Annotated in this window: 25 protein-coding genes; 10 read left to right on the top strand and 15 right to left on the bottom strand. The window is 65.0% G+C overall.

Annotated features, from left to right (window positions below; genetic code table 11):
* Positions 1 to 27: 27 nt before the first annotated feature.
* On the top strand, positions 28 to 1,338 hold the full coding sequence (locus ABW18_RS13935) for an MFS transporter (RefSeq protein ID WP_049699799.1): 1,311 nt from the start codon (positions 28 to 30) through the stop codon (positions 1,336 to 1,338).
* Between the two features lie 9 nt (positions 1,339 to 1,347).
* Here ABW18_RS13935 and bfr read toward each other — a convergent pair whose 3' ends face one another.
* Both bfr and ABW18_RS22470 read right to left on the bottom strand, forming a co-directional pair.
* On the bottom strand, positions 1,348 to 1,833 hold the full coding sequence (gene bfr / locus ABW18_RS13930) for a bacterioferritin (protein ID WP_049699585.1): 486 nt from the start codon (positions 1,831 to 1,833) through the stop codon (positions 1,348 to 1,350).
* Positions 1,834 to 1,928: 95 nt separating this feature from the next.
* Positions 1,929 to 2,120 carry a (2Fe-2S)-binding protein gene (locus tag ABW18_RS22470; RefSeq protein ID WP_005207883.1) on the bottom strand — a complete coding sequence of 64 codons (192 nt, stop codon included), beginning with the start codon at positions 2,118 to 2,120 and terminating at the stop codon, positions 1,929 to 1,931.
* A 144-nt stretch (positions 2,121 to 2,264) separates the two neighbouring features.
* On the opposite strand from ABW18_RS22470, the gene ABW18_RS13925 reads away from it, so the two are divergent.
* From ABW18_RS13925 to ABW18_RS13915, 3 genes are all read left to right on the top strand, one after another.
* The gene (locus tag ABW18_RS13925; protein WP_049699798.1) at positions 2,265 to 3,110 is read left to right on the top strand and encodes an exodeoxyribonuclease III; all 846 of its coding nucleotides are present in this window, start codon (positions 2,265 to 2,267) and stop codon (positions 3,108 to 3,110) included.
* A 69-nt stretch (positions 3,111 to 3,179) separates the two neighbouring features.
* Positions 3,180 to 4,232, top strand: coding sequence for a tryptophan--tRNA ligase (gene trpS / locus ABW18_RS13920; protein ID WP_049699584.1), 1,053 nt, complete (start codon positions 3,180 to 3,182; stop codon positions 4,230 to 4,232).
* A 69-nt stretch (positions 4,233 to 4,301) separates the two neighbouring features.
* The gene (locus tag ABW18_RS13915; protein ID WP_049699583.1) at positions 4,302 to 5,360 is read left to right on the top strand and encodes a YhjD/YihY/BrkB family envelope integrity protein; all 1,059 of its coding nucleotides are present in this window, start codon (positions 4,302 to 4,304) and stop codon (positions 5,358 to 5,360) included.
* 142 nt (positions 5,361 to 5,502) lie between these two features.
* Here the strand turns inward: ABW18_RS13915 and ABW18_RS13910 are convergent, their stop codons facing one another.
* The 3 genes from ABW18_RS13910 to ABW18_RS13900 all read right to left on the bottom strand — a co-directional run bounded on the left by ABW18_RS13910 (position 5,503) and on the right by ABW18_RS13900 (position 8,807).
* Positions 5,503 to 6,858, bottom strand: coding sequence for a D-alanyl-D-alanine carboxypeptidase family protein (locus ABW18_RS13910; RefSeq protein WP_053117472.1), 1,356 nt, complete (start codon positions 6,856 to 6,858; stop codon positions 5,503 to 5,505).
* Positions 6,859 to 6,984: 126 nt separating this feature from the next.
* Positions 6,985 to 8,358, bottom strand: a complete 1,374-nt coding sequence (locus tag ABW18_RS13905; RefSeq protein WP_049699582.1) for an aspartate aminotransferase family protein — start codon at positions 8,356 to 8,358, stop codon at positions 6,985 to 6,987.
* Positions 8,355 to 8,807, bottom strand: coding sequence for an Lrp/AsnC family transcriptional regulator (locus tag ABW18_RS13900; protein ID WP_005174049.1), 453 nt, complete (start codon positions 8,805 to 8,807; stop codon positions 8,355 to 8,357). The genes ABW18_RS13905 and ABW18_RS13900 overlap by 4 nt, the downstream gene beginning before the upstream one ends.
* Before the next feature lie 122 nt (positions 8,808 to 8,929).
* Here ABW18_RS13900 and ABW18_RS13895 point away from each other — a divergent pair, with 122 nt between their 5' ends.
* The gene (locus ABW18_RS13895) at positions 8,930 to 10,429 is read left to right on the top strand and encodes a gamma-aminobutyraldehyde dehydrogenase (protein WP_049699581.1); all 1,500 of its coding nucleotides are present in this window, start codon (positions 8,930 to 8,932) and stop codon (positions 10,427 to 10,429) included.
* Positions 10,429 to 11,850, top strand: a complete 1,422-nt coding sequence (locus ABW18_RS13890) for an NAD(P)/FAD-dependent oxidoreductase (RefSeq protein ID WP_049699580.1) — start codon at positions 10,429 to 10,431, stop codon at positions 11,848 to 11,850. The genes ABW18_RS13895 and ABW18_RS13890 overlap by 1 nt, the downstream gene beginning before the upstream one ends.
* 18 nt (positions 11,851 to 11,868) lie before the next feature.
* Here ABW18_RS13890 and ABW18_RS13885 read toward each other — a convergent pair whose 3' ends face one another.
* Together ABW18_RS13885 and ABW18_RS13880 are read right to left on the bottom strand one after the other, a co-directional pair.
* Positions 11,869 to 12,789: an NAD-dependent epimerase/dehydratase family protein gene (locus ABW18_RS13885; protein ID WP_049699579.1), complete on the bottom strand. Its 921-nt coding sequence runs from the start codon at positions 12,787 to 12,789 to the stop codon at positions 11,869 to 11,871.
* A gap of 70 nt (positions 12,790 to 12,859) precedes the next feature.
* Positions 12,860 to 13,306, bottom strand: coding sequence for a PaaI family thioesterase (locus ABW18_RS13880; RefSeq protein WP_049699578.1), 447 nt, complete (start codon positions 13,304 to 13,306; stop codon positions 12,860 to 12,862).
* 53 nt (positions 13,307 to 13,359) lie between these two features.
* On the opposite strand from ABW18_RS13880, the gene ABW18_RS13875 reads away from it, so the two are divergent.
* On the top strand, positions 13,360 to 13,977 hold the full coding sequence (locus ABW18_RS13875) for a TetR/AcrR family transcriptional regulator (RefSeq protein WP_049699577.1): 618 nt from the start codon (positions 13,360 to 13,362) through the stop codon (positions 13,975 to 13,977).
* A gap of 5 nt (positions 13,978 to 13,982) precedes the next feature.
* On the opposite strand, the gene ABW18_RS13870 is transcribed toward ABW18_RS13875, so the two are convergent.
* From ABW18_RS13870 to sdhC, 8 genes are all read right to left on the bottom strand, one after another.
* Complete coding sequence (locus tag ABW18_RS13870) at positions 13,983 to 14,711, bottom strand: type 1 glutamine amidotransferase (protein ID WP_049699576.1); 729 nt, start codon at positions 14,709 to 14,711, stop codon at positions 13,983 to 13,985.
* Complete coding sequence (locus ABW18_RS13865) at positions 14,708 to 15,655, bottom strand: universal stress protein (RefSeq protein WP_049699575.1); 948 nt, start codon at positions 15,653 to 15,655, stop codon at positions 14,708 to 14,710. The genes ABW18_RS13870 and ABW18_RS13865 overlap by 4 nt, the downstream gene beginning before the upstream one ends.
* On the bottom strand, positions 15,645 to 17,150 hold the full coding sequence (locus ABW18_RS13860) for an APC family permease (RefSeq protein ID WP_200903268.1): 1,506 nt from the start codon (positions 17,148 to 17,150) through the stop codon (positions 15,645 to 15,647). Before ABW18_RS13860 ends, ABW18_RS13865 begins: the two co-directional genes overlap by 11 nt.
* A gap of 728 nt (positions 17,151 to 17,878) precedes the next feature.
* Positions 17,879 to 18,298 (bottom strand): hypothetical protein, encoded by a 420-nt coding sequence (locus ABW18_RS13855; protein ID WP_049699573.1) that lies wholly within the window; start codon positions 18,296 to 18,298, stop codon positions 17,879 to 17,881.
* A gap of 186 nt (positions 18,299 to 18,484) precedes the next feature.
* Positions 18,485 to 19,267, bottom strand: a complete 783-nt coding sequence (locus tag ABW18_RS13850; RefSeq protein WP_049699572.1) for a succinate dehydrogenase iron-sulfur subunit — start codon at positions 19,265 to 19,267, stop codon at positions 18,485 to 18,487.
* Positions 19,267 to 21,027: a succinate dehydrogenase flavoprotein subunit gene (sdhA, locus tag ABW18_RS13845; protein ID WP_049699571.1), complete on the bottom strand. Its 1,761-nt coding sequence runs from the start codon at positions 21,025 to 21,027 to the stop codon at positions 19,267 to 19,269. The genes ABW18_RS13850 and sdhA overlap by 1 nt, the downstream gene beginning before the upstream one ends.
* A gap of 14 nt (positions 21,028 to 21,041) precedes the next feature.
* Complete coding sequence (locus tag ABW18_RS13840; RefSeq protein ID WP_049699570.1) at positions 21,042 to 21,500, bottom strand: succinate dehydrogenase hydrophobic membrane anchor subunit; 459 nt, start codon at positions 21,498 to 21,500, stop codon at positions 21,042 to 21,044.
* A 12-nt stretch (positions 21,501 to 21,512) separates the two neighbouring features.
* A complete protein-coding gene (gene sdhC / locus ABW18_RS13835) occupies positions 21,513 to 21,920 on the bottom strand; it encodes a succinate dehydrogenase, cytochrome b556 subunit (protein ID WP_082937859.1) in 408 nt (135 codons plus the stop codon).
* Positions 21,921 to 22,140: 220 nt separating this feature from the next.
* On the opposite strand from sdhC, the gene ABW18_RS13830 reads away from it, so the two are divergent.
* From ABW18_RS13830 to ABW18_RS13820, 3 genes are read left to right on the top strand one after another with little or no spacing between them, the layout of a single operon-like run.
* On the top strand, positions 22,141 to 22,542 hold the full coding sequence (locus ABW18_RS13830; protein WP_083444406.1) for a cytidine deaminase: 402 nt from the start codon (positions 22,141 to 22,143) through the stop codon (positions 22,540 to 22,542).
* 1 nt (position 22,543) lies between these two features.
* Complete coding sequence (locus ABW18_RS13825) at positions 22,544 to 23,851, top strand: thymidine phosphorylase (protein WP_049699567.1); 1,308 nt, start codon at positions 22,544 to 22,546, stop codon at positions 23,849 to 23,851.
* Positions 23,851 to 25,065 carry an adenosine deaminase gene (locus ABW18_RS13820; protein WP_414652054.1) on the top strand — a complete coding sequence of 405 codons (1,215 nt, stop codon included), beginning with the start codon at positions 23,851 to 23,853 and terminating at the stop codon, positions 25,063 to 25,065. Before ABW18_RS13825 ends, ABW18_RS13820 begins: the two co-directional genes overlap by 1 nt.
* Positions 25,066 to 25,126: the final 61 nt, after the last annotated feature.

The raw sequence follows: 25,126 nt of genomic DNA, 5'->3' as shown, positions 1-25,126 counted from the left end.
CCGACCGGGGTGCTCGTTGCAGCGGGAATGTCCTCAACCACCACGACTGAGACGAACTGGCCCGGGACGACTGGGCCCGGGACGAACAGGAATGTCGTCCACTCCAATGCCACTCGTCGGTTCGCCATGCTGGCGATGGCGCTGGGCGGTTTCGGGATCGGCACCACGGAGTTCGTCGCGATGGGCCTGTTGCCGAACATCGCGTCGTCGGTGCATGTCTCCGAGCCGACGGCGGGCTATGTTGTCTCGGCCTACGCACTCGGGGTGGTTGTCGGGGCGCCGCTCATCGCAGCGCTGACCGCGCGGATGTCTCGTCGCACGCTGTTGATCGCACTGATGGTGGCATTCACGGTCGGCAATGCCGCGACCGTGCTGGCGCCGAACTTCGGAACGCTCATGGTCGCGAGATTCGTGGCGGGACTCCCGCATGGCGCGTACTTCGGTGTCGCGGCTCTCGTCGCTGCGCACCTGGCCGGACCTCGCAACCGTGCCAAGGCGGTCGGTCTCGTTCTCCTCGGGTTGTCTGTTGCCAATGTCCTCGGTGTGCCGTTGGCGACCTGGCTCGGCGAAAGCCTTGGCTGGAGAGCAGCTTTCGTGGTCGTGGTGATCATCGGCATCGTGACGATCGGTGCGCTGTTCGTCACGTTGCCCGCACTCGACGACATGGCCGTCACCAATCCGATGACCGAACTCGGCGCCCTCACCAGGCCTCAGGTGTGGTTGACGCTGGCGATCGGCGTCGTCGGGTTCGGCGGCATGTTCGCGTTCTACACGTATCTCAACACGGCGCTGACAAGCCTCACGGGTATCTCGGTCGGATGGGTTCCGGTGGTGTTGATGGTCTTCGGCGTCGGCATGGTGGTCGGCAACCTGGTCGGCGGTGCCGCCGCCGATTCGAGCGTGCCACGCGCGATTTTCGTGGGACTCGTCGCGACAGCGGTGGTGCTCGGATTGTTCGCCGCATTCGTCGCGTCGCCGTGGGCGGCCGTTCCGCTGACCTTCCTCGTCGGTGTCAGTGCGACGGCGATGGTGCCCGCACTGCAAACGCGTCTCATGGACGTGGCCGAAAACGCTCAGACGCTGGCCGCGGCGCTCAACCATTCAGCGCTCAACATTGCGAACGCACTCGGTGCGTGGCTCGGTGGCGTGGTGATCGCCGCGGGGTTCGGGTACCGAGCGCCGTCGGTCCTCGGGGCAGGACTCGCGGTTGCCGGCATCGTCGTACTGGGTCTGGCGTTGGCTGTTGCCCGACGCACGGCTGCCCGGCACACAGCCACATCAACAACAGCGACAACAGCGACCCCGACACCTGCTGGTGCCGGGGCCGAGTCGGAGTGAGTGGCTGGTTCAGCCCACGTCGGGGGGCGTAGCGATCGTCTTCGACAGGTAGAGCGGCTCACCGAGCTTCTCGATCAGCTCGAGCTGCGTCTCCAGATAGTCGATGTGGTGCTCCTCGTCCTTGAGGATCTCCTCGAAGATCTTGGCTGTCGTGATGTCCTGCTTTTCGCGGCACAGCACGATGCCCGGCTTGAGGCGGTTGACCACCTCGATCTCGATCGCGAGGTCGGACTCGAACTGCTCGCGCAGAGTCTGGCCGATGCGGAGCGGCAGCAGCTTCTGATAGTTCGGCAGACCTTCCAGGAAGAGGATGCGATCGGTGAGGATCTCCGCGTGGGTCATCTCCTCGATCGATTCGGCCCTCGTCTTCGAGGCGAGCTCGGTCAAGCCCCAGTTGTCCTGCATCTTGGAGTGCAGGAAGTACTGGTTGATAGCGGTGAGTTCACTGGTCAACTGCTCGTTGAGTAGAGCGATGACCTCATCGTCTCCACGCATGGCATACCTCCGGTTCGGACTGATTGTGTCAGTGAACCTAGCACGCCAAAAGGCCCCGTGGGGAATATCCACACGGGGTGTTTCTGCAGGTCAGGCTAGGCTGCGCTAGTTGTGGCGACCCTTCCTGCGGTGCGAGAGGCGACGATCTGGGTGAGTCGTTCGATGCAGGTTCCGCAGCCTTCGCCTGCGCCGCAGCGCTCGCTGACGGCGTCGGGAGTTCTGGCTCCGGCGTCGCAATGCTCGTGGACCTCGTCCACTGTGACGGCCCGGCAAATACACACGAACATCTCGCACCTCGCATTCTGTTAGGCAAGGTTTACATAAAAGCTGGATGATCGCAAGGTTTGCCTTACCTTTTGGACTCGGTCCGGATTGGGCTGCGACGGGGTGCGCGGCGTCGATGTCGGTGGCTCGCCGTAGTGTGGCGAACCGTGCCAACTGCGATCACCACCGTGAATGTGAACGGCGTCCGAGCGGCCACCAAGGTGCGGTCGGAGAACAACCCGGGATTCGTTCCGTGGCTGCGCTCATCCGGAACCGACGTCGTGCTCCTGCAGGAGATCCGTGCCAGCGAAGATCAGGCCAGGGAGGTTCTCACACCTCTTCTCGACGACGGATGGCACCTGTCGATGACTGAGTCGGTCGTCAAGGGACATGCGGGCGTCGGGGTGCTCAGCACAACCGAGCCGACGGCGGTGCGCGTCGGTTTCTCCAGCGACGAATTCGATTCCACGGGAAGGTATCTCGAGGTAGACCTCGACACCGAGGGTGGAGCCGTCACCGTCGCAAGCCTCTACCTACCCAAAGGCGCTGCGGCCCCGACGGCCACCTCGTCGGACAAGGACGTGGAGAAGTTCGCCGAGAAGAAGCGATTCCTCGACGCGTTCGGCGCGCACCTGGGCTCGTTGGCACGTAAACGACGTCCGGTGGTGGTCGGCGGTGATTGGAACATCGCGCACTCCGAGCACGACATCAAGAACTGGAAGGGCAACCTGCGCAGCCCGGGGTTCCTCCCGCACGAGCGGGAGTGGGTCGGCGGATTGTTGGAGTCCGGCTGGTCTGACGTGATGCGTGAACTCCACCCCGGCACAGACGGGCCGTACTCATGGTGGTCGTGGCGCGGAAAGGCGTTCGACAACGACTCGGGCTGGCGGATCGACTATCACCTCGCCAACAAGGCCATGGCGGAGCGCACGGTGAAAGCCTTCGTCGACCGCGCCGACGCCTACGACCGCCGGTGGTCTGATCACGCGCCGGTCACCGTCGTCTTCGAGTGACCGCCGAGTAGCGCCCTGCGGGTAGCACCTCCGAATAATGAGGGGCTGCCGTCTGAGAGACTGGAAACCATGAGCGACGTCGAGAAATCACCTGCGTCGGGTACGCGGCGGCGGGTGTTGTCGGGTATCCAACCGACCAGCGATTCCTTCCACCTCGGAAACTATCTGGGTGCGGTGCGTCAGTGGGTCGAGCTGCAGGACGAGTTCGACGCCTTCTACTTCATCCCGGACATGCACGCGCTGACAGTGCAGTTCGATCCGTCGGTGCTCGCCGACCGCACACGCATGTCGGTGGCACAGTTGCTCGCCGTCGGCGTCGATCCCGCCCGCTCGACCGTGTACGTCCAGTCGCACGTTCCCGAGATCGCGCAGCTCACCTGGGTTCTCAACTGCATCACCGGATTCGGCGAGGCAAGCCGGATGACGCAGTTCAAAGACAAGGCCGCCAAGCAGGGCGTCGAGTCGTCGAGCGTCGGGTTGTTCACCTATCCGATCCTGATGGCCGCCGACATCCTCGCGTTCCAGGTCGACCAGGTACCCGTCGGCGAAGACCAACGGCAGCACCTCGAGCTCACCCGAGATCTGGCGCAGCGATTCAACAAGCGTTTCGGCAAGGCGTTCACCGTGCCGCAGGCGTACATCGTCAAGGAGTTCGCGAAGATCTACGACCTCCAGAACCCGACGGCCAAGATGAGCAAGTCGGCCGAGACCGACAAGGGGTTGATCAATCTTCTCGACGACCCGAAACGGTCTGCCAAGAAGATCCGGTCGGCGGTGACTGATACGGGTAGTGAGGTGGCGTTCGATCCCGAGAACAAGCCGGGGGTCTCGAATCTGCTCACCATCCAGTCGGCGTTGTCTGGCGTGGAGGTCGCAGATCTCGTCGCCAAGTACGAGGGCAAGGGATACGGCGACCTGAAGGTCGAGACCGCCGACGTCCTCAGCGACTTCGTGACCCCACTGCGTGGACGCGTCGACGAATATCTCGCCGATCCGGCCTACCTCGATGGCATCCTCGCCGACGGTGCAGCGCGGGCGCGCTCGGTGGCGTCTGCGACGCTGCGCGATGTCTACGACAAGGTGGGTTTCCTGGCGCCGAGCGTGTCAGCAAACAAATCCTGACCCGCAGCACTCGTTTCCGGTAGACACGGTGAGGAGAGACAGCACCGACCGATGGGGAAACGAGGGTCTATGGCTTCGGTGATCGATTCGGGCAAAGCGCTTGTCGTGCGCGGCAAGGACGAGTTCGAGTCGGCCCGCGAGCGGTGGGGCTGGCTCGACCACATCATGCGCACGGTGCAGCGGTACAACGATCGTCGCGGCAACCTCTACGCCGCGAGCATCACCTTCACCGGAATCCTCTCGATCGTGCCGATCATCATGGTCGCCTTCTCGATCGGCGGTTTTGTCCTCGCGGCCCACCCGGAGTGGCTCGACACCATCAAGGACGAGATCGTCAAAGCCATGCCCGGCGAGCTCGGCACGACGCTCGAGAGCGCAATCGACTCGGCCATCGACTCACGCGCGACCGTCGGCATCATCGGTCTGATCGGTGCGGGACTGACCGGTATCGGGTGGATCTCCGGTGTGCGCGTCGGAATGACCGAGATGTTCGGCGGCAGGGTCAACCGCAATGCGGTCAAGTCGAAGATCAGCGACCTCGTGATCTTCGTGTTGCTGGGTCTCGCCTTCCTGTTCACGCTCGGCCTCACCGCCCTGGGCAACAGCGGGTTGATCAACAAGATCCTCGAGTGGGCGCATGTCGACGGCTTCAGTGGCTCGACTGTCGTGGTGCGGGTTCTGGCCATCGTGGTGTCGCTGGTGGCGACCTGGCTGCTCTTCGTCTTCGTCTTTGCCCGACTTCCCTTGAATCCGTTGCCGTTTCGCAACGTGCTCAAGGCGGCGCTCCTCACCGCGACCATCTTCGAGATCCTCAAGTCCGTCGCGGGTATCTACTTGAAATCGGTTCTCGGCAGTCCGGCGGGCGCCGCCTTCGGACCACTGCTCGGCGTCATGGTCTTCGGCTACCTGGCCTCGCGAATCGTCCTGTACGCCACGGCGTGGTGTGCCACGGATCGTGCCAATGAGCCCTACCAGGTCGTCGACCCCACCGAACAGCCCGAACCGCCCTCCGTCGTCGTGCGCCCGGTCTATGAGGCGGATCCCGTGCCGAAGGCCGGGCCGTTGGCCGCGGCGGCGGCGATCGGCGCCGCGGTGGCTCTCGTGACGCGGCACAAGCGCGGCGACTGACCCGACGAGTGGGCCCTATTGCGTGGCTACACGCTCACCCGTTTCCTTCCGGCTTATTGAATTCAATAAGCCGGAAGGAAATGGGTGAGCGGGACTCCGTCTTCTCGACCTTGGAGGTGCGCCCGCGTGACCCGCGAGCCGGTCAGCGGCGTCGGATCAAGCGAAGCGCAAGCAGCAGTAGGAGCAGCGCCACAAGCAGCCCCACGAGTCCGACGAGGATGCGCACCGACCAGCCAGACGTCGAATCCTGGTAGGCCACTCCCTGGCTCGTCCGCGCTTCGGTCGTTGCGACCCCGGCGCGGGCGCCGTCGGAGGTACTCGCGCGTTCGCCGTCTGAGGTGGTCGCGCGTTCGTCTGAGGTCGATGCGAGTTCGCCCACTTTCGCCTCACGTGGGGCGTGCGCGCCGTAGGCGACGAGCGAGCGGGCCTGGTCCCAGTAGTTGTCGTCGGCGGTCGACAGGCCGTACATCTGAACCACCAGAACGGTACGACCGTCCTGCTTGACCGCCCCGACGAATGTCTTCTGCGCGTCGTCGGTGTATCCGGTCTTACCGCCGAGGACGCCCGGATCGCCTTCGAGCAGAAGATGATTCGACGTCTGCATCAGGTAGCCGGGATGGTCGACGTCGCCGGGAACGTCGGGTCGTTTCGGGTACCCGGGGAACGGGTGGTTCGGCATGGCGATGATGTCGCGGAACGTCGAGTTCTGCATGGCGGCGCGGAAGATCACCGCGAGGTCGTAGGGGGACGTCGACATTCCGGCGGCGTCGAGACCAGACGGAGTCGACGCCCTGGTGTCATACGCCTGCAGTGAGCGGGCCAGTTCGTTCATCTTGGTCAGCGTGGCGTCGACGCCGCCGAGGTCTCGCGCGATGACGTGGGCGCAATCGTTCCCGGACACCATGAGGAGCCCGATCATCATGTCGCGCATGGTGTATTTGCCGCCCGGTCCCATCCCGCAGGAGTCGCCCTCGGCACTCCAATCGTCGGCCGTCGCCGTGACCGGTTTGTCGAGCGCGATTCCCGAACGCAGCGCGGTGAGAGCGAGCAGGACCTTGATGGTCGACGCCGGGCGGTACCGACCGTGCGGGTCTTTGGCCGCGATCACGGCGCCGCTGTCGAGATCGGCGACCAGCCAGGCCGCCGACGTCAGCCGCTCCGGCACACGACCCGCCGACGAGTCTGCGACGACGCCGCACCCGCCCAACGCTTCGCCACCGACCGGTGGGGAATGCACCGGCAGTGGGGATGGTGTTGTCGAGCCGGGAGCCACGACTTCCGACTCGTCGACAGCGGGAGGCGGCGAGACCCGATGCGGGCAGTGGTCGGTGTCAGGTGATGCGTCGTGCGGCTGTGCCTGTGTGGGGGCCGCCCACGCCGGGAATGCGGTCGGGCCGATCCCGACAACAGCGACGATCCCGGCCACAGCGACGATCAGCACGACCACGCAGCGGGTGACGAAGTCTGTGGCGGGTGCAACGGCACGAGGAGGACGCATATCGCACAGGAGGCTACAGCGCCTCACGTCACATCGGTAGCGCGCCGGCGGAACTGCTCGTCCGCCGACGCGTCGCCGACCTGGAAAACCGTCAGTCCCGGATAACCGTCGTTGCTCTGGTGAACCTCAGAGGAGCGTGTACGCCTCGGCCAGAACGCCACGCAGGATCTGCTCGATCTCGTCGAACTCCGCCTGGCCGCAGATGAGCGGCGGCGCGAGCTGGATGACCGGATCGCCGCGATCGTCGGCGCGACAATAGAGACCGGCGTCGAACAGTGCGGTCGACAGGAATCCACGCAGTATGCGCTCGGATTCGGCCTCGGTGAACGTCTCCTTGGTGGCTTTGTCCTTGACCAGCTCGATGCCGTAGAAGAATCCTTCGCCGCGCACGTCGCCGACAATCGGGACGTCGTGGAGCTTCTCGAGTGTCGATCGGAACGCGGGCGCGGTGGTCTTCACATGATCGTTGAGCCCCTCGCGCTCAAAAATGTCGAGGTTGGCCAACGCGACCGCCGCCGACACAGGGTGACCGCCGAAGGTGTAGCCGTGCGCGAAGGTCGTCGTGTTGTCGTTGAACGGCTCGAAGAGTCGCTCACTGGCGATCATCGCGCCGATCGGGGAGTAGCCCGAGGTCATGCCCTTGGCACAGGTGATGATGTCGGGCTGATAGCCGAAGTCCTCGCAGGCGAACATCGAACCGATGCGGCCGAAGGCGCAGATCACCTCATCGGACACCAGCAGGACGTCGTACTCGTCGCAGATCTCGCGGACCCGCTCGAAGTATCCGGGCGGCGGCGGGAAACAGCCGCCCGCGTTCTGGACCGGTTCGAGGAACACGGCTGCGACGGTGTCGGGACCCTCGAACTCGATGGCCTCGGCAATGCGATCGGCGGCCCAGCGGCCGAACTTCTTGGGGTCGGCAGCCAGTTCCTCGTCGGGAGCGCGGTAGATGTTGGTGTTCGGCGCGCGGAACCCTCCGGGAGTCAACGGCTCGAACATCTTCTTGAGGTCGGGGATACCGGTGATGGCCAGCGCGCCCTGCGGGGTGCCGTGGTAGGCGATCGAACGCGAGATAACCTTGTGCTTCATCGGTTTTCCGGTCAGCTTGAAGTACTGCTTGGCCAGCTTCCACGCGCTTTCGACGGCCTCGCCGCCACCGCTGGTGAAGAAGACGCGGTTGAGGTCGCCGGGCGCGTTGGCCGCGAGTCGCTCGGCGAGCTCGATGGCGGGCGGAGTGGCGTAGGACCACAGCGGAAAGAACGCCAGTTCCTTGGCCTGCTTTGCCGCTGCCTCGGCGAGCTCGTCACGTCCGTGCCCGACCTGGACGACGAAGAGCCCCGCGAGTCCGTCGAGGTAGCTGCGTCCGCGATCATCGAAGATGCGTGCCCCCTCGCCTCGCGTGATCACCGGTGGCGTGATCTCGTCGCCGTGACGGGAGAAGTGTCCCCACAAGTGCGCAGCGCTTCGCTGCCCGAGGGATTCGGTTACGGATGCGGTCATCGTGTACCCCAATTGTATTGCTGTTTCACTAGTTTCAGATAAACGAGGGTCTCGGTCGAGTTCACCTCGGGGTGTGTTCGAACCCTGCGATTGATGATGTCGAGGAGATGATCGTCGTCCTCGCAGACAACCTCGATCATGATGTCGTAGGTACCCGCAGTCAGTACCACGTAGTCGATTTCGGGATGCTCGGCCAGTTGCCGGGCCAATCGCTCCGTGTCGCCGGTGCAGCGGATACCGACCATCGCCTGGCGAGAGAAGCCGAGCTTGAGTGGATCGGTCACCGCGACGATCTGCAGCAGGCCGCTCTCGCTGAGCTTCTGGACGCGGTTGCGCACAGCAGCTTCGGACAGGCCAACGGATTTGCCGATCGCCGCGTATGAACTCCGGCCGTCGGCCTGGAGTTCTTCGATGATCTTCTTCGCGATGGCGTCGAGGTGTGTCGACATTGGTTCGCCCACACGTCGATGGTGGCGGATTCAGCAGATATTGGCAACCGAAACCACGGTTTCGGTTGGGAATTGTTGCTCCAAGTCGTGAATCCGTTGTTTTGCCGGTATCGTGATCTGTCGTGTCAACCATCACGACAGTTCCCAGTGGTTGGGTCGACGGTGCTCCCAGCAGCGGATCGGGCCTCGACCACACTGTGATCGATCCCGCCACCGATGCCCCGGTAGCGAACCTCGTACTCGCCTCCGGCTCCGACGTTACCTCCGCGGTCGCACATGCCGCGCGCGCACAACACGATTGGGGTGGAGCCACCCCCGCTGAGCGGTCGGCGGTACTGCATGCCTTCGCGCGTCTGCTCGACGCCAACGCCGATCTGTTGGCGAGCGAGGAGGTCTCCCACACCGGCAAGGCGATCCGTCTCGCAACGGAATTCGACGTGCCGGGCAGCATCGACAACGTCGACTTCTTCGCCGGCGTCGCACGCAATCTCGACGGCAAGGCGAGCGCGGAGTACTCGGGCGAGCACACGTCGTCGATCCGACGTGAACCCGTCGGGGTCGTCGGGTCGATCACTCCGTGGAACTACCCCCTGCAGATGGCCGTGTGGAAAGTGTTGCCCGCGTTGGCCGCCGGGTGCTCCGTGGTACTCAAACCCGCGGAGATCACTCCGTTGACGACGCTGACACTCGCTCGTCTTGCGACGGAAGCGGGTCTGCCAGACGGCGTCTTCAACGTCCTGGTCGGCACCGGCGCAGATGTCGGCGCCGCCATCGCGGGACATCCCGACATCGACATCGTGACCTTCACGGGTTCGACGGCGGTCGGGCGCATGGTGATGTCGCAGGCCGCGGCGAATGGCACGCGCGTACAACTCGAACTCGGTGGCAAGGCGCCGTTCGTCGTCTTCGACGACGCCGACCTCGACGCCGCGATCCAGGGTGCCGTCGCCGGAGCGCTCATCAACGCCGGACAGGACTGCACTGCCGCGACACGAGCGATTGTCGCGCCGTCGCTCTACGACGACTTCGTGGCCGGTGTCGCCGATGTCATGTCGTCGGTGCGGGTCGGCGATCCGCGCGACCCCGACACCGACATGGGCTCACTCATCTCCCACGCACACCGCGACAAGGTTGCGGCAATGGTCGAACGTGCCCGTGCCGCCGGCGCGCGTGTGGTGACCGGCGGGGTGCTGCCCGACGGTCCCGGCAGCTTCTACCCGCCCACGTTGATCGCCGACGTCGCGGAGGACTCCGAAATCTACCGCGACGAGGTATTCGGCCCGGTGCTGACGGTCTCGACCTTCACCGACGACGACGACGCGCTGCGCCGCGCGAACGACACCGTCTACGGACTCGCCGCATCGGCGTGGACGCGCGACGTCTACCGCGCGCAGCGGGCGAGCCGCGAGATCAAGGCCGGCTGCGTCTGGATCAACGATCACATCCCGATCATCAGCGAGATGCCGCACGGCGGTGTCGGCGCGTCGGGCTTCGGCAAGGACATGTCGGCCTACTCGCTCGACGAGTACCTGACCGTCAAACACGTGATGAGCGACATCACCGGTGTTGCCCGAAAGCCTTGGCATCGAACGGTGTTCACGAATCCGGGAGAGGTCCGCTGATGAGCGAGGCATGGGCAACAGAGCCCACAGCACGCGGGGCGGCACTGGTCTCCACCGCGCACGCGTCGTCGTATTGGCTCGATCGCGCGGATCGGCCTGCGCCGCGTCCGCGCGTGCTCGGTGAAGTGACCGCCGATCTCGTCATCGTCGGTGGGGGATTCACCGGACTATGGACCGCGGTACAAGCGGCAGAACGCGATCCGGGACGTCGGATCGTGCTCGTCGAGCGCGATCGGATCGCCGAGCACGCCAGCGGACGCAACGGCGGCTTCTGCTCGGCGAGCCTCACCCATGGCCTCGGCAACGGCATGGACCGCTTCGCCGACGAGCTGCCGACACTCCTGCGCCTCGGTCACGAGACGCTCGACGCCATCGATGAGGCGATCCGCCGCCACGGCATCGCCGCCGACGCCGAGCGCACCGGCGAACTCGACTTTGCCAATTTCGATTGGCAGGCAGACGAATTGGCCGAGTACGCGGAGTCGGCGAAGGAACTCGGCGAAGACCTTCCGCTGCTGTCGGAGGAGCAGGCGCGCGAACGGGTCGACTCACCGATGGTGGCGGGAGCGGTGTTCGATCCCGACGTCATCATGCTCGACCCCGCGCGATTGGCGTGGGGTCTTGCCGACGCCGCGGAGCGCCTCGGCGTGCGGATCTTCGAGCAGTCGGAAGTGACGGGTATCAGCAGCGAGGGTGACGGGCTGCGGCTCAGTACCGGCTTCGGCGAGATCGTCGCCGACCGCGCCGTGCTCGCGACGTCGGCGAGCCCGTCGCTGGTGCGTCGACTGCGGCTGTACACGGTGCCGGTGTGGGATTACGCGATCATGACCGAACCGCTGTCGGAGGCGCAGCTCGCGTCGATCGGCTGGAAGGGCAGGGAGGGACTTGCCGACGCGGGGCCACGGTTCCACTACTTTCGTCTGACGGCCGACAACCGGATTCTATTCGGCGGCTGGGATGCGTTGTACCACTACCGATCCGACGATTCGCCGCGCCACCAGCAGGAGCCGCGTGAGTTCGCACTACTGGGCGAGCACCTGCTCCAGATGTTCCCGCAACTCGAGGGCATCCGCGCCAGTCATGCGTGGGGTGGGGCCATCGACACGTGCTCGCGGTTCTGCGCGTTCTGGGACCGCTCGTATGGTGGACGCGTCGTCACCGCGGTGGGATTCACCGGTCTCGGTGTCGGTGCGTCGCATTTTGCTGCCGCAACCGCACTCGACCTCGTCGACGGTGCCGACACCGAGCGCACGCGTCTGAACATGGTGCGCTCCAAGCCGATTCCGTTTCCGCCAGAACCCTTGCGTGCGTTCGGCATCAACATGACCCGACGCGAACTGGCTCGCAGCGAGCGCCGCCAGGGCAAGCGCGGCCTGTGGTTGACCGTGATGGACAAGGTGGGGCTGGGCTTCGACAGCTGATGCGGCCGCGCGCGTCGACTAGTGGGTGACGAGCTGGGCGACGCCGGCGTCGTAGGTGGTGACGGCGAAGTCGGGGAAGGCTCGGGTGAACTTGTCGGAGACGAAGACGGTGTCGACGCCGTAGCGGGGCAACAACTCCCACAGTTCGCGGACGTTCTTGCTGAACAGACGTCCGAGGGCGAAGACGGGTGTGCCGAGCACCGTGTACTTGTTCTGGTGCCCACTCGCCTGGGAGGTCAGCTCCATCAGCTGTGCATAGGTGCGTCGGTTGCTGTCGATCGGCAGGTGCCAGGTCTGGCCGTACGCCGACTCGGTGTTGCCGATCAGCGCCATCGCGCGGCTGGCGTCGGGAGTCCAGATCAGTGAGCGCAGGGTGTCGTCACGGATCGGGACGAACGCTCTTTTGTGTTGCGCGATTCGGTCGAAAACCATTGCGTTGGTGAAGCTTTGGGTCTGGTTCGGACCGTAGAACTCTGGGGCACGACAGATCACGGCGTCGACCGTTCCCGCGGTCATCGCGTCGAGCAACATGGTTGCGGTCTGTGCGCGTGTGCGGCCCTTGCTGCCTGCGGGGCGGAACGGGGTGTCCTCGGTTTGTGGCTCACTCGTCATCGGATACATGTAGGTGTTGTCGAAGAACACGAGCTTCGTGCCGTGGTGAGCGCATGCGTCGATCGCGTTGCGCATCATCACCGGAAAACGCTGCGCCCACATCTGAGAATCGGCGGGCAGTCCGACGGTCAGGTATGCGATGTCGCTTCCCGCTACAGCCGCGTCGGTTTGTGCGGCATCCATGAGGTCGGCGGCGACGAGTTCGTCGGTCTCGTTGACCCGCCGGGGTTGTCTGCTGACGAGTCGGATGTCGCGGGTGTGGTTGCGGTGGAGATCACGAGCGAGCTCTGTGCCTATCTGCCCGTTCGCGCCCAGGATCGTCTGCATGGTTCGACGCTAGGCGCCAATGTAAGCAGTGTCAACAAGGGCTGGTGCCCGGCGGGAGCGCGGCCATCGGTCAGCCGATTTGATAGGTGCCCGTCGCGCGGGCGACAAGTTGGCCGGCGCTTGCTGAGGTCAGGTCAACGGTGCAGTGGCACAGTCGTTTTCCGTTGTGGAGACGATCAGCGACGATGCGTAGATCGTCGGCGATCAGTGGGTTGATGAAGCTCACCGACATCGAGGTGGTGACCCCGCGGAGCCGATCAGGGATCGGTCGGCCTGCCCAGGCGGCCGCCATGATTCCGATGTCTGCGCATGCGCTGATCGCGCCGCCGTGGACCATTTCGCCGACGGTCGTCAGCTCTGGCCGGTAGGGCATGACCAGTTCGGCGTGGCCGTCGGAGATATCGGTGAGTCGAAGCCCGAGTTCTGCCACGAAGGGCGAGCGGGGGATGAGCAGTGAGATCGCCTCGGAGCCGTCGGCGGGTGTTGGCAGGTCGGAGGTGGTCACAGTGGGAGACATGTCGATCCTTCTGTAGTTGGACTATGAAAACGTAGTCAGACTACAATTAGCACATGTCCTCACTGCTTGACGAGCCCCGCGATCGACGACGGCGGCGTACGCGTGCCGCAGTCCTCGATGCCGCTGCTGAGTTGTTCTCACGCAACGGATTTCGCGCCACGTCGGTCGATGCGATCGCCTCGCACGCCGACGTCGCGCTGACGTCGCTGTATGGGAATTTCCCCGACGGCAAGGCGGAGGTCTACGCAGTGGTCGCATGTCGACTGGCGCGCGAGCACGCCGAACGGATGGGACGCAGCGTCGAGCGAACCGGTGGCGGTGCACCGACGGCTCGAGCGGCGTTCGAGGAGTACGTGCGCTTTCATCGGGACGAACCGCTCGCGTTCCGGATGCTGGGTCTCGCCGACGTGTCCGAGGTGCACGGGGACGTCGTCGACCAGGCGCGGTCGGAGATCGGGCGGGTACTCGCGGGCGTAGCCGACGACGTGATCGATGCGATCGACTCCGCCGACCCCGCCGCACGATCGTCGGTACTGCTCGCGTGGGCGGCCATCAACGGCGTTCTCGCGCTCGAACAACGTGGGCACATCGACGCCGCCACCAGCGACAGCCTGCTCGGCGACGCCGTGGAACTACACGTAGCCCGCGTGGCGCAGGTGTGTGAGGTGTGAACGGGCTAGCGTTCTTGCCGCGCGACGACGATGTCGAGCCACCGCGACATCGCTGCCGCGGCCATCGCGCGGGTCGTCGACTCTACGTCGGTGAGGTCGGCGCTGACCTGGTCGGGACCGCCCGGACCCAGCGCTTCGACGAGTTCGGTGCGGTAAGCGGGGTCGTCGAGCCAGGTAGCGAACAGCGGGGAGTCGACTTCGAGATGAAACTGCAGGCCGTAACTCGCGCCGAGACGGAACGCCTGGTTGGCGTACGACTCCGACGACGCCAGCAGCGTCGCACCGGCGGGTAGATCGAACGTGTCGTAATGCCACTGCATGCTGTCGAATGTCTTGTCCGACAGACCTTTCCACACAGGGTCGACGACGCCGTCCGAGGTCCAGGTGACCTTCGAGATCCCGATCTCGGGGGCAGGTCCCGTGCTGACCTTCGCATCGGCCGCGCTCGCCAGCAACTGCGATCCGAGGCAGACGCCCCAGATCGGTACGTCCTTGGACAGCGCTCGTCGCAGGAAGTCGATCTCGTCGTCGATCCACGGATAGGTCGGGCCGTCGTTGGCTCCCATTCCGCCGCCCATCACCGCGATGGCGTCGAACGACGCAGGGTCGTCGGGAAACGTGTCGCGCTCGGCTCGCAACGTGGTGACCTCGGCGTCGTGTGGAAGACCGCCCGCGTACGTGCCGAGTGATTCGCACTCGGCGTGCCTGATCTCGAGCAGTCGCAGCGTCGTCACTCGCCCTGTGCCTTGGTTGTCGTCGATTCCGTGTCTGTCGTTTCCGTGTCAGGTGTTGATTCCTTGGGTACGACGATCACCGGGGCAGTGGTCCAACGCAGAATGCGCGCGGCGGTCGAGCCGAGGAAGACGCGGTTGTCGGCGCCGAGATGCCCCGAGCCGACAGCGACGATGTCATTCGCGTCCCACGGCAGATTGTCGAGCGCTTCGTCGAGGGTGTCGCCGTCGGCGACGAGAACGTCGACCTCGAGGTCGACGTCGAGTTGGTCACGGGTGTGCTCGAGAAGCTCTCGCGCCACGTCGACCTGTTGTTTGCGTACCGCGAGGCTGGTGTCGTCGGCCGCCGGATTCTCCAGCGACACCAGCGAGAGCAGACGCACGTCGATCGACGCGGCTTCGGCAAAGCGGATGCCGAACGAGAGGGGATCGCTGGCCGACTTCTTGACCGGCACGGCGATGGTGATCATGTCGATCACGACGTCGGAGCGACGCGCATATCCACGCGGCGCCAGCGCAACGGGCAGCGGTGAGGAATGCAGCAACTCGGTACTCACCGTGCCGAGGGCGTGGCGCGAGATGATGCCGTCGCCCGTGCCTCCGACGACGATCATCGCCGCTCCGGATTGCTCGGCGACGTCGATGAGGCCCTCGGTGAACGACTCGTGCACCGTGACGACGGTGCGCACCTCGATGCCCTCCGGGATGCGTGATGCGCCGTCGGCAAGCCATTCCGCCGCCTGGTTCTCGAGGCGTTCCATGTACTGGTCGATGCCCGGTTGACCGTCGTAGGGCACAGGATGGACCACGCAGATCAGGTCGATGGCAGCGCCCGTCTTGGTGGCGATGGCCGCGCCGAGGGCCACGCCGTCGTCACCCGACTGTGTGGCGAGGTAGCCGACTGCGACACGTTTCGGGTTCGCAGCGGAGGTGTTGTCAGTAGACATCGGGGACCTTCACTTCGGTATTCGCGTTGAGGGTCTTGCCCTTGAAGAAGTCGCTGTCGGCGGCGCAGCACGCGAGCATCAACGGCACGCCGAGGACCAGCATGCCGACGCCGAGGATGAACACGCCACCGATTCCGCCGACCGACGTCGAACCGTAGTCGGGGTTGATCATGTCGATGGCGCTCTTGATGAATGCCCAGGCCATCGCGATGCCGCCGAGAAGCGGGAAGAGTCCGCGCATGAAGAAATTGCGAGCGGAGTCGAACAGCGTCCGACGGAAGTACCAGACACACGAGAACGCGGTGATGCCGTAGTAGAACGCGACGGCGAGACCGAGTGACGCGATCGAGTCGGCAAGCGTGTTCTGACTCGCGAACGACAGAACGAGGTAGAAGACCAACGCCGACGCGCCCATCACGGCCGTGCCGAACGCAGGCGTCATGTAGCGCGGGTGGATGTAGGCGAACCGTTGGGGGAGAGCCTTGTACACGGCCATCGACAGCGTGCCGCGTGCCGTCGGCAGGATGGTCGACTGCGTCGACGACAGTGCCGAGATGCTGACGACGAGCAGCAACGCCGACGCCATCACCGCGCCCGCGACCGGTTCGCCGAGGATGGTGAGCACGTCGTCGGTGTTGTCGGGGTTGTTCAAGCCGATGCCGGTGGTGCCGAAACCTGCGAACGACTCGACGGCGTAGGCGACCAGGACGTAGGTGGCAACGAGGATCAGGCAGCAGATCACCGCCGCCCGGCCGGGTGTCTTCTCGGGATCCTTGGTTTCCTCACCGACGGCCAGACACGCATCCCATCCCCAGTAGATGAAGATGCACAAGATGACCGCCGCAGCGATCGACGACTGGTCGAGACCCGTCGGCGACAACCAACTCCACTGGGGTGTGACGGCCTGGGGACCGGCGTGGTCGGTCGCGACCTTCACGAGCGCGATGACGCTCGCCAGGATCAGGATGCCGAACTGGATGAACATGAGCACCGACTGGATGCGTTCACTGATGACGATGCCGCGGATGCTGATCCACGTCATCACGATGATGAAGAAGCACCCGAGTGCGACCTTGGCCCACAGGCTGTCGGCGAGTGAATCGAGGTGCAGAAAGCGAAGCAGGTACACGGCCGCGATCTCGGCGACGTTGGCGAGCACGATGATCGCCGACACCGCGAGACCCCATCCACCGATCCACCCGATCCACGGCCCGAACGCCTTGGTGCCCCAGGTGAAGGTGGTGCCGCAGTCGGGGGTGTCGCGCGAGAGTTCTCGGTAGGCGAATGCCACCAGCAGCATCGGAATGAACGCGATCACGAACATCGCCGGCGCTTTGCTGTGCACCGCAGCGACCACGTAGCCGAGCGTCGCGGCGAGACTGTAGGCGGGTGCCACGGCCGAGAGACCGATGATCACGTTGCCCAGCAGTCCGATCGACCCGGCCCGCAGCCCTTTGTCGCCCGATTGGATCTCGGCGTGAAGCTTCTCCGCCATGCCGCGATCACCCCCTATGACGTCGCTCAGTAGTTCGTCAAGACTATGGTTCCCGCAGAGTGTGCGCGCGGTGACTGAGCAAATCGACGTCGAATCGGCGGAATTGATTCGGAATGCGCTATTTGTGTCCGATTTGACGAGGCTAAAGAGTTTAGGCGCGCTCAGGGGTTGGGGTGTGCGCTGGGCGGCTCGGGCGCGCGCGTCCGGACCGGTTTCGGCCGGCGCAGAAAGTGGGGGAGGGTTCTTTCCTCGGGTTGTGTGCGCTTTCGTGAGTAGCTTCGCGGGGAAACGTCGAGGAGTGGGGGAAGAGTTCTTTCCGCGACATTTTTCCGTGTGTTTTGGGAGCTGTCCGCGGCGCGCGCGTGAACCGGCGTCGCGCGGCGTCGGGAACTAGGGGAAGGGCGTGCGGGGGCGTCGGGGAGTCGGGGGAAGGGTGCGCAGCGGTGTCGGGACGTCGGGGCGGGGTGCGCGGGGGGCGTCGGGAACTAGGGGAAGGTCGGCCGCGGCCGTTGTTGGGACGGTCCCACGGCCGCCGGCGGACTGATCGGCGCGCTACCTGCGCAGAAACTAGGGGAAACGATCCTTCCTCGGGTTTTGAGCCGTTCCGTGGGTAGCTTCGCGGGGAAACGTCGACACCCCGGGGAAAGAACCCTTCCCCTACTTTCTGCCCCGGTCGGGAGCCAGAGCCCGACCCCCGACCCCGCCCCGGCCGACAACCGCGCGGCGCCTCAGCCCCTTCGACGCGGCGTCGGGCGGTCGCAGGTCGCGAGGGCGTGGGCGCCGCGGGCGGTGTGGTCGCGCACCTTGACCTTGCCGACCCAGATCTCGCAGCGCGCGAAGCGGCCCGTCGAGCCGAACGAGACGTCGACGTTCTGATTGCGGGACCGGCTGACAATCGTGAGCGACCCCGACCAGAGGCCGCTGGCGTCGTCGTGCGTCGGAAGCCGCACGTCGGATTGGCGGCGGAGTGTGTTGTGGGCGTCGAACCACACGATCTGCTCGTTCCACTCGCGGTCCGAGCTGACCGAGATGGTCACCACGTCGCCGCTGCTCGGGAATCGGGTCGACGCCGCGGCGGGCGTTGTGGTGCTCAGTAGTGCACCGCACACGAGGATCAGCAGGCTGGCGAGGATTGATCGGGTGTTCACGGGTAGCTCCGTTCGTCGTGTCGAGTCCACGGCTGTGGCCTCGAAAGACTTGGACGCACGCGAGCACCGATCGGTTTCATCGGGCGCGAAAAAACAACGAACCGAGAAAAACAGCGAACCCACCATCCGTGGAGGATGGTGGGTTCGCCGGGGCTGCAGAGAGGGTCTGCGTCGGTGATTCCGAGATCAGCGCGAGAACATGAGCGCGCGCTTGACCTCCTGGATCGCCTGGGTCACCTGGATGCCACGCGGGCATGCGTCGGTGCAGTTGAACGTGGTGCGGCAGCGCCACACACCGTCGGAATCGTTGAGGATGTCCATGCGCTCGACGGCGCCCTCGTCGCGGCTGTCGAAGATGAAGCGGTGCGCGTTGACGATCGCGGCGGGGCCGAAGTAGCTGCCCTCGTTCCAGAACACCGGGCAGCTCGTGGTGCAGCACGCACAGAGGATGCACTTGGTGGTGTCGTCGAAACGTGCGCGATCCTTCTGGCTCTGGATGCGCTCACGGGTCGGCTCGTTGCCGGTGGTGATGAGGAACGGCTTGATCGCGCGGTACGCGTCGAAGAAGGGCTCCATGTTGACCACGAGGTCCTTCTCCACCGGAAGACCCTTGATGGGCTCGATGGTGATGGTGATGTCCTTGGACTTGTCCTTGGGCAGGAAGTCCTTCATCAGCATCTTGCAGGCCAGGCGGTTGACGCCGTTGACGCGCATCGCGTCGGAGCCGCACACGCCGTGGGCGCAGCTGCGTCGGAACGTCAGCGTGCCGTCGAGGTAGCCCTTCACATAGAGCAGGAGGTTGAGCAGACGGTCGGTCGGCAGCGCGGGAACACGGAAGCTCTCCCAGCCCTGGGCGTCGGGCTCCTCCGGATTGAAACGCATGATCTTCAGCGTGACCATGGTCGCTTCGTCCGGAACTTCTGGCAACGGCGGCTCGTCGGTGTGCGGCGCCTCAATGGTGGCGGTCATCAGTACTTACGCTCCATCGGCTCGTAACGGGTCTGGATGACAGGCTTCCAGTCGAGCTCGATGTCGGAAAGGAGCTTGTCACCCTTCTTGTAGGCGATCGTGTGGCGCATGAAGTTCACGTCATCGCGATTCGGGTAATCCTCGCGGGCGTGCCCGCCGCGCGATTCCTTGCGGTTGAGCGCGCCGACAACGGTGACCTCGGCGAGTTCGAGCAAGAAGCCCAGCTCGATTGCCTCGAGCAGATCGGAGTTGAAGCGCTTGCCCTTGTCGTGCACGCGGATGTGGTCGTAGCGCTCCTTGAGAGCGTGGACGTCGGTCAACGCCTGCTTGAGCGTCTCCTCGGTGCGGAACACCGACGCGTTGTCGTCCATCGTCTGCTGCAGCGCGGTGCGGATGTCGGCGACGCGCTCGTGTCCGTGCTCGGACAGGATGGTCTCGAGCCAGCCGGTGACCATGTCGGTCGGCTTCTCCGGAAGGTCGGTGAACCCGTGGCTGTTGGCGTAGTCGGCGGCTGCGATGCCGGCGCGACGACCGAAGACGTTGATGTCGAGCAGCGAGTTGGTTCCGAGACGGTTTGCACCGTGCACCGACACGCACGCGCACTCGCCTGCGGCGTACAGGCCGTGGACGACGTCGTCGTTGTTGTTGCTGCGCAGCACCTGACCCTCGATGTTGGTCGGGATGCCGCCCATCAGGTAGTGGCAGGTCGGGTAGACCGGCACCCACTCCTTCACCGGGTCGACGCCGAGGTAGGTGCGGGCGAACTCGGTGATGTCGGGGAGCTTCTCGTTCAGGACGTCCTCGCCGAGGTGGGTCACGTCGATGTAGACGTAGTCCTTGTTCGGTCCGGCGCCGCGTCCCTCGAGAACCTCGAGCACCATCGAGCGCGCGACGATGTCGCGGGGTGCGAGGTCTTTGATGGTGGGGGCGTAGCGCTCCATGAAGCGCTCGCCGTCGGCGTTGCGCAGGATGCCGCCCTCACCGCGAACGGCTTCGGAGATCAGGATGCCGAGACCCGCGAGGCCTGTCGGATGGAACTGGTGGAACTCCATGTCCTCGACGGGCAGGCCCTTGCGGAACACGATGCCGACGCCGTCGCCGGTCAGCGTGTGCGCATTCGACGTCGTCTTGTACATGCGGCCCGAACCACCGGTCGCGAAGATGATCGACTTCGCGTGGAAGACGTGCAGTTCGCCGGTCGCGAGCTCGTAGGCCACGATGCCGGTTGCGACAGGCTCGCCCTTCTCGTTCTCGCTCAGGCACAGGTCGAGCGCGTAGAACTCGTTGAAGAACTCGACGTCGTGCTTGACGCAGTTCTGGTACAGCGTCTGCAGGATCATGTGGCCCGTACGGTCGGCCGCGTAGCAGGCACGACGCACCGGCGACTTGCCGTGGTCACGCGTGTGACCACCGAAACGACGCTGGTCGATCTTGCCCTCGGGCGTGCGGTTGAACGGCAGGCCCATCTTCTCGAGGTCGAGCACGGCGTCGATGGCCTCCTTGGCCATGATCTCCACCGCGTCCTGGTCGGCGAGGTAGTCGCCGCCCTTGACCGTGTCGAAGGTGTGCCACTCCCAGTTGTCCTCTTCGACGTTGGCCAGTGCGGCGCACATGCCGCCCTGCGCCGCGCCGGTGTGGCTACGCGTGGGGTAGAGCTTGGTCAACACTGCGGTGCGGGCGCGGGGCGCTGCTTCGATCGCTGCGCGCATACCGGCGCCGCCTGCACCGACGATGATGACGTCGTAACGGTGTTCCTGCATCTTCAGTGGTCTCCTTAGTTTGCGCTGTTCACGTCGAAGGTGAGCAGCGCGTAGGTGCCCAACACCAGCACGAGGATCATCGAGACCCCGAGCAGCACGTTCAGCCAGAAGCGGGTCGAGTCCTTGCGCGAGTAGTCGGCGATCACCGTGCGCACACCGTTGCCGCCGTGCAACTGGGCCAGCCACAGCATGGTGAGGTCCCAGATCTGCCAGAAGGGCTCACGCCAGCGGGCCGCGACGAACGATGCGTCGATGCGGTGCACGCCGTTGTCCCACGCCAGCATGATGAACATGTGGCCGATGGTCAGGATGATCAGCGCCAGACCGGAGAAGCGCATGAACAGCCATGCCCACTTCTCGAAGTTGCCGCCTCGGGGCTTACGCGGCGAGCGCGGATTGTCGAGGCTGGCGGGCCGGTCGTACTGGGTGCCCAGCGACTTGGCGACGTTCTGTGAGGTAGGAGATGTGGTCATTGTCGTATCTCCTTAGAACGCGTGCTCGATGAGGATCTGCAGGAGTCGGATAGCCGCGGCGCCGAAGACCACCACGAACAGTCCGAGAATCACCCACAGCATCTGACGCTGGTACTTGGGGCCCTTCGACCAGAAGTCGATCAGGATGATGCGCAGGCCGTTGAGCGCGTGATAGAGCACGCACGCCACGAGCGCGATCTCCATGAGACCGATGATCGGGGTCTTATAGGTGTTGATGATCTCCGAGTACTTGTTCGGGTCGATACGGATCACCGCCGTATCGAGCACATGCACGAACAGGAAGAAGAAGATCGTCACGCCTGTGATGCGGTGTAGCACCCAGGACCACATGCCTGGATCGCCGCGGTACAGCGAACGTTTGCGCACCGGCTCCGGTGCGACCTCTGTCTCGGAACTCATCGGGGAATTGGCCTCCAACATCGTCGATGGACGCGGTGGCACCGGCTGGGTGTCACCTTGGACCCATGCAAGAGACTTTAAACCTATGCTGAGTGAGTCGTTAAATTGCCCGAACCGATCTGCGGGACAAGGCATTACGAATTAGGTTTGCCTTACCAAGCTTGATTGGGTATCTCCCATCGCATCGACTCCGATACCGACCGACTGGCAGGAGGCTGTCTTGACTCCCGATATTGATTGGAATCTATTGCGGGACAACGCAACTGGCATGATCGAGCGTGCTTATGCCCCGTATTCCTCGTTTCCGGTCGGGGCGTCGGGACTCACAGACGACGGCCGAATCGTGGTTGGTTGCAATGTGGAGAATGTCTCATACGGGCTCGGTATCTGCGCCGAGGTCGGACTCGTCGCATCGTTGATCGCGTCGGGCGGCGGGCGACTCGTTTCGGTCAGTGTGTGCGACGCCACCGGGTCGATTCTGATGCCGTGTGGGCGTTGCCGACAGGTCCTCTACGAACACGGTGGCGGCGATCTGCTCGTCGATCATCGCGATGGACCGACGACGCTGGCGCGACTGTTGCCCGACGCATTCGGACCCGACGACCTTGACGCGGTGCGGTGAGATGAGCGACCACATTCACGCGACGTCGGTCATCGCAACCAAACGCGACGGCGCAGAGCTCACCACGCCGCAGATCGACTGGGTGGTCGACGCCTACACGCGCGGCGACGTCGCGCCTGAGCAGATGTCGTCGCTGCTCATGGCGATCGTGCTGCGGGGTATGACGCGTCGCGAGATCGACGACTGGACCGGCGCCATGATCGACAGCGGCACCCGAATGGACTTCTCCGGACTCCGTCGTGGCGGCGCGGTGCTGCCGACCGTCGACAAGCACTCGACCGGCGGCGTCGGCGACAAGATCACCCTGCCGTTGGCTCCGGTGGTCGCCTCCTTCGGTGTCGCGGTGCCCCAACTGTCGGGGCGCGGCCTCGGCCACACCGGAGGCACGCTCGACAAGCTCGAATCGATCCCGGGCTGGCGGGCCGACCTCACGACCGCCGAGATGCACGCGCAGCTCGAAAGCGTCGGAGCGGTCATCTGCGCCGCGGGCGCCGACCTCGCGCCCGCCGACCGCAAGCTCTACGCGCTGCGCGATGTGACGGGGACTGTCGAATCCGTCCCATTGATCGCCAGCTCGATCATGAGCAAGAAGATTGCCGAGGGCACCGGAGCACTCGTCCTCGACGTGAAGGTGGGGTCGGGGGCATTTCTGCCCGACGAGGCCCTCGCGCGGCAACTCGCCGAGACGATGGTGTCGCTCGGCGTCGACGCCGGCGTGCGGACCACGGCGTTACTCACCGACATGGACGCCCCGCTCGGGTTGACCGCGGGCAATGCGGTCGAGGTCGCCGAGTCGCTCGAGGTGCTCGCCGGGGGAGGACCGTCGGACGTCGTCGAACTGACGATTGCGCTCGCGCGTGAAATGCTCGACGCCGCAGGCGTTTCCGACGCCGACCCGGCAGCCGCACTGGCCGACGGCAGCGCGATGGACACTTGGCGCGCCATGATCGCCGCGCAGGGCGGCGATCCGGATGCCCCACTACCGCGTGCGCCGCACACCGACGACGTGCCCGCACCGGTGTCCGGATACGTCCACCGGATCGACGCGCGGGCGGTCGGCGACGCCGCGTGGCTGCTCGGCGCCGGACGGTCGCGACCCGGCGAAGCCGTCCAGGCGAGCGCCGGAGTCGTGTTGCGCGCGAAGCCAGGCGACCGCATCAGCGCAGGCTCACCGCTGTTCACGCTCCACACGGAGACGCCCGAACGATTCGACGCCGCGCGGGCGAGGCTCACCGACGCGACCGTGATCTCACCGGATCCACCGCCGCATCCCCGACCAATCGTGCTCGATCGCGTTAGGTTCGACTGATGACGCCAGCGACGGAGAGTGCAGTGACCGACAGTGCAGTGACCGACAGTGTGACGACAGCAGCGGACGGCGCGACATCGGAAACGGGTCTGACTGCCGCCGGTGGGCAGCCGCTCGACCTGAGCACCCTCGCGCTCGCGCCGAAAGTCTTGCTCCATGATCATCTCGACGGTGGGCTCCGGCCGTCGACCGTGCTCGAACTCGCCACCGAGGTCGGCTACGACGACCTCCCCTCCACCGACGCCGACTCGCTTGCGCACTGGTTCCGGGAGGCCGCGGACAGCGGGTCACTGGAGCGATACCTGGAGACCTTCGCGCACACCGTTGCCGTGATGCAGACGGCATCTGCGCTCGAGCGCGTGGCCCGGGAATGCGTCGAAGACCTTGCGGCCGACGGTGTCGTATATGCCGAGATCCGTTATGCCCCCGAGCAGCACCTCGAGCGAGGGCTGACGCTCGACGAGGTCGTCGAGGCGGTGTTGCGCGGCTTCGCCGAGGGTGAGGCGGTCGCCGCTGCGGGCGGACGACCGATCACGGTTCGCTGCCTGGTGACCGCGATGCGTCACGCCGCGCGTGCACGCGAGATCGCCGAACTCGCGGTGCGCTATCGCGACGAGGGCGTCGTCGGATTCGACATCGCAGGTGCGGAGGCGGGCAATCCGCCGACTCGCCATCTCGACGCCTTCGAGTACATGCGCGCCAACAGTGCACCCTTCACCATCCACGCCGGCGAGGCATTCGGACTGCCGTCCATCCACGAGGCGATCGCGTTCTGCGGCACGGACAGACTGGGCCACGGGGTGCGGGTGATCGACGACATCACCCTGCCCGACGGCGTCGACCTCGCAGCGTCGTCGTTCGCCGGTGCAGAACTCGGAGAGATCGCTAATGTGGTGCGTGACAAGCGGATTCCGCTCGAACTCTGCCCGAGCTCGAACGTGCAGACCGGCGCGGTCGCCTCGATGGCCGATCACCCGTTCAATGCGCTCGCGCGGCTGCGATTCCGGGTCACCGTCAACACCGACAACCGGCTGATGAGCGACACCACGATGAGCAAGGAGTTCTACCGGCTCGCGCAGCAATTCGGTTACGGCTGGGCCGATTTCGAACGTTTCACCGTGAATGCGATGAAGTCGGCGTTCATCCACTTCGACGAACGCCTCGCGTTCATCGACGAGGTGATCAAGCCCGGCTATGCGGTCCTGATTGGCTGACTCGGCTCACTCGTGCGGCACGACGTCGAGCTTGACTCAGACGTCGGGCCGCATCCGGGAT

It is taken from the genome of Gordonia jacobaea (assembly GCF_001186365.1).
GTDB classification, from domain to species: Bacteria; Actinomycetota; Actinomycetes; order Mycobacteriales; family Mycobacteriaceae; genus Gordonia; species Gordonia jacobaea.
The sequence above is the reverse complement of the archived record's forward strand: the minus strand, read 5'-3'. Positions and strand labels throughout refer to the sequence as shown.

Coding starts and splice junctions, on each gene's coding strand:
- ABW18_RS13825 (WP_049699567.1), top strand. CDS start 22,544: ATGAGCGACCACATTCACGCGACGTCGGTCATCGCAACCAAACGCGAC.
- ABW18_RS13820 (WP_414652054.1), top strand. CDS start 23,851: ATGACGCCAGCGACGGAGAGTGCAGTGACCGACAGTGCAGTGACCGAC.
- ABW18_RS13900 (WP_005174049.1), bottom strand. CDS start 8,807: ATGTCGACACACCTCGACGCCATCGCGAAGAAGATCATCGAAGAACTC.
- sdhC (WP_082937859.1), bottom strand. CDS start 21,920: ATGAGTTCCGAGACAGAGGTCGCACCGGAGCCGGTGCGCAAACGTTCG.
- ABW18_RS13865 (WP_049699575.1), bottom strand. CDS start 15,655: ATGTCTACTGACAACACCTCCGCTGCGAACCCGAAACGTGTCGCAGTC.
- ABW18_RS13935 (WP_049699799.1), top strand. CDS start 28: ATGTCCTCAACCACCACGACTGAGACGAACTGGCCCGGGACGACTGGG.
- ABW18_RS13890 (WP_049699580.1), top strand. CDS start 10,429: ATGAGCGAGGCATGGGCAACAGAGCCCACAGCACGCGGGGCGGCACTG.
- ABW18_RS13905 (WP_049699582.1), bottom strand. CDS start 8,358: ATGACCGCATCCGTAACCGAATCCCTCGGGCAGCGAAGCGCTGCGCAC.
- sdhA (WP_049699571.1), bottom strand. CDS start 21,027: ATGCAGGAACACCGTTACGACGTCATCATCGTCGGTGCAGGCGGCGCC.
- ABW18_RS13910 (WP_053117472.1), bottom strand. CDS start 6,858: ATGCGTCCTCCTCGTGCCGTTGCACCCGCCACAGACTTCGTCACCCGC.
- ABW18_RS13875 (WP_049699577.1), top strand. CDS start 13,360: ATGTCCTCACTGCTTGACGAGCCCCGCGATCGACGACGGCGGCGTACG.
- ABW18_RS13840 (WP_049699570.1), bottom strand. CDS start 21,500: ATGACCACATCTCCTACCTCACAGAACGTCGCCAAGTCGCTGGGCACC.
- trpS (WP_049699584.1), top strand. CDS start 3,180: ATGAGCGACGTCGAGAAATCACCTGCGTCGGGTACGCGGCGGCGGGTG.
- ABW18_RS13860 (WP_200903268.1), bottom strand. CDS start 17,150: ATGGCGGAGAAGCTTCACGCCGAGATCCAATCGGGCGACAAAGGGCTG.
- ABW18_RS13850 (WP_049699572.1), bottom strand. CDS start 19,267: ATGACCGCCACCATTGAGGCGCCGCACACCGACGAGCCGCCGTTGCCA.
- ABW18_RS13885 (WP_049699579.1), bottom strand. CDS start 12,789: ATGCAGACGATCCTGGGCGCGAACGGGCAGATAGGCACAGAGCTCGCT.
- ABW18_RS13915 (WP_049699583.1), top strand. CDS start 4,302: ATGGCTTCGGTGATCGATTCGGGCAAAGCGCTTGTCGTGCGCGGCAAG.
- ABW18_RS13880 (WP_049699578.1), bottom strand. CDS start 13,306: ATGTCTCCCACTGTGACCACCTCCGACCTGCCAACACCCGCCGACGGC.
- ABW18_RS22470 (WP_005207883.1), bottom strand. CDS start 2,120: ATGTTCGTGTGTATTTGCCGGGCCGTCACAGTGGACGAGGTCCACGAG.
- bfr (WP_049699585.1), bottom strand. CDS start 1,833: ATGCGTGGAGACGATGAGGTCATCGCTCTACTCAACGAGCAGTTGACC.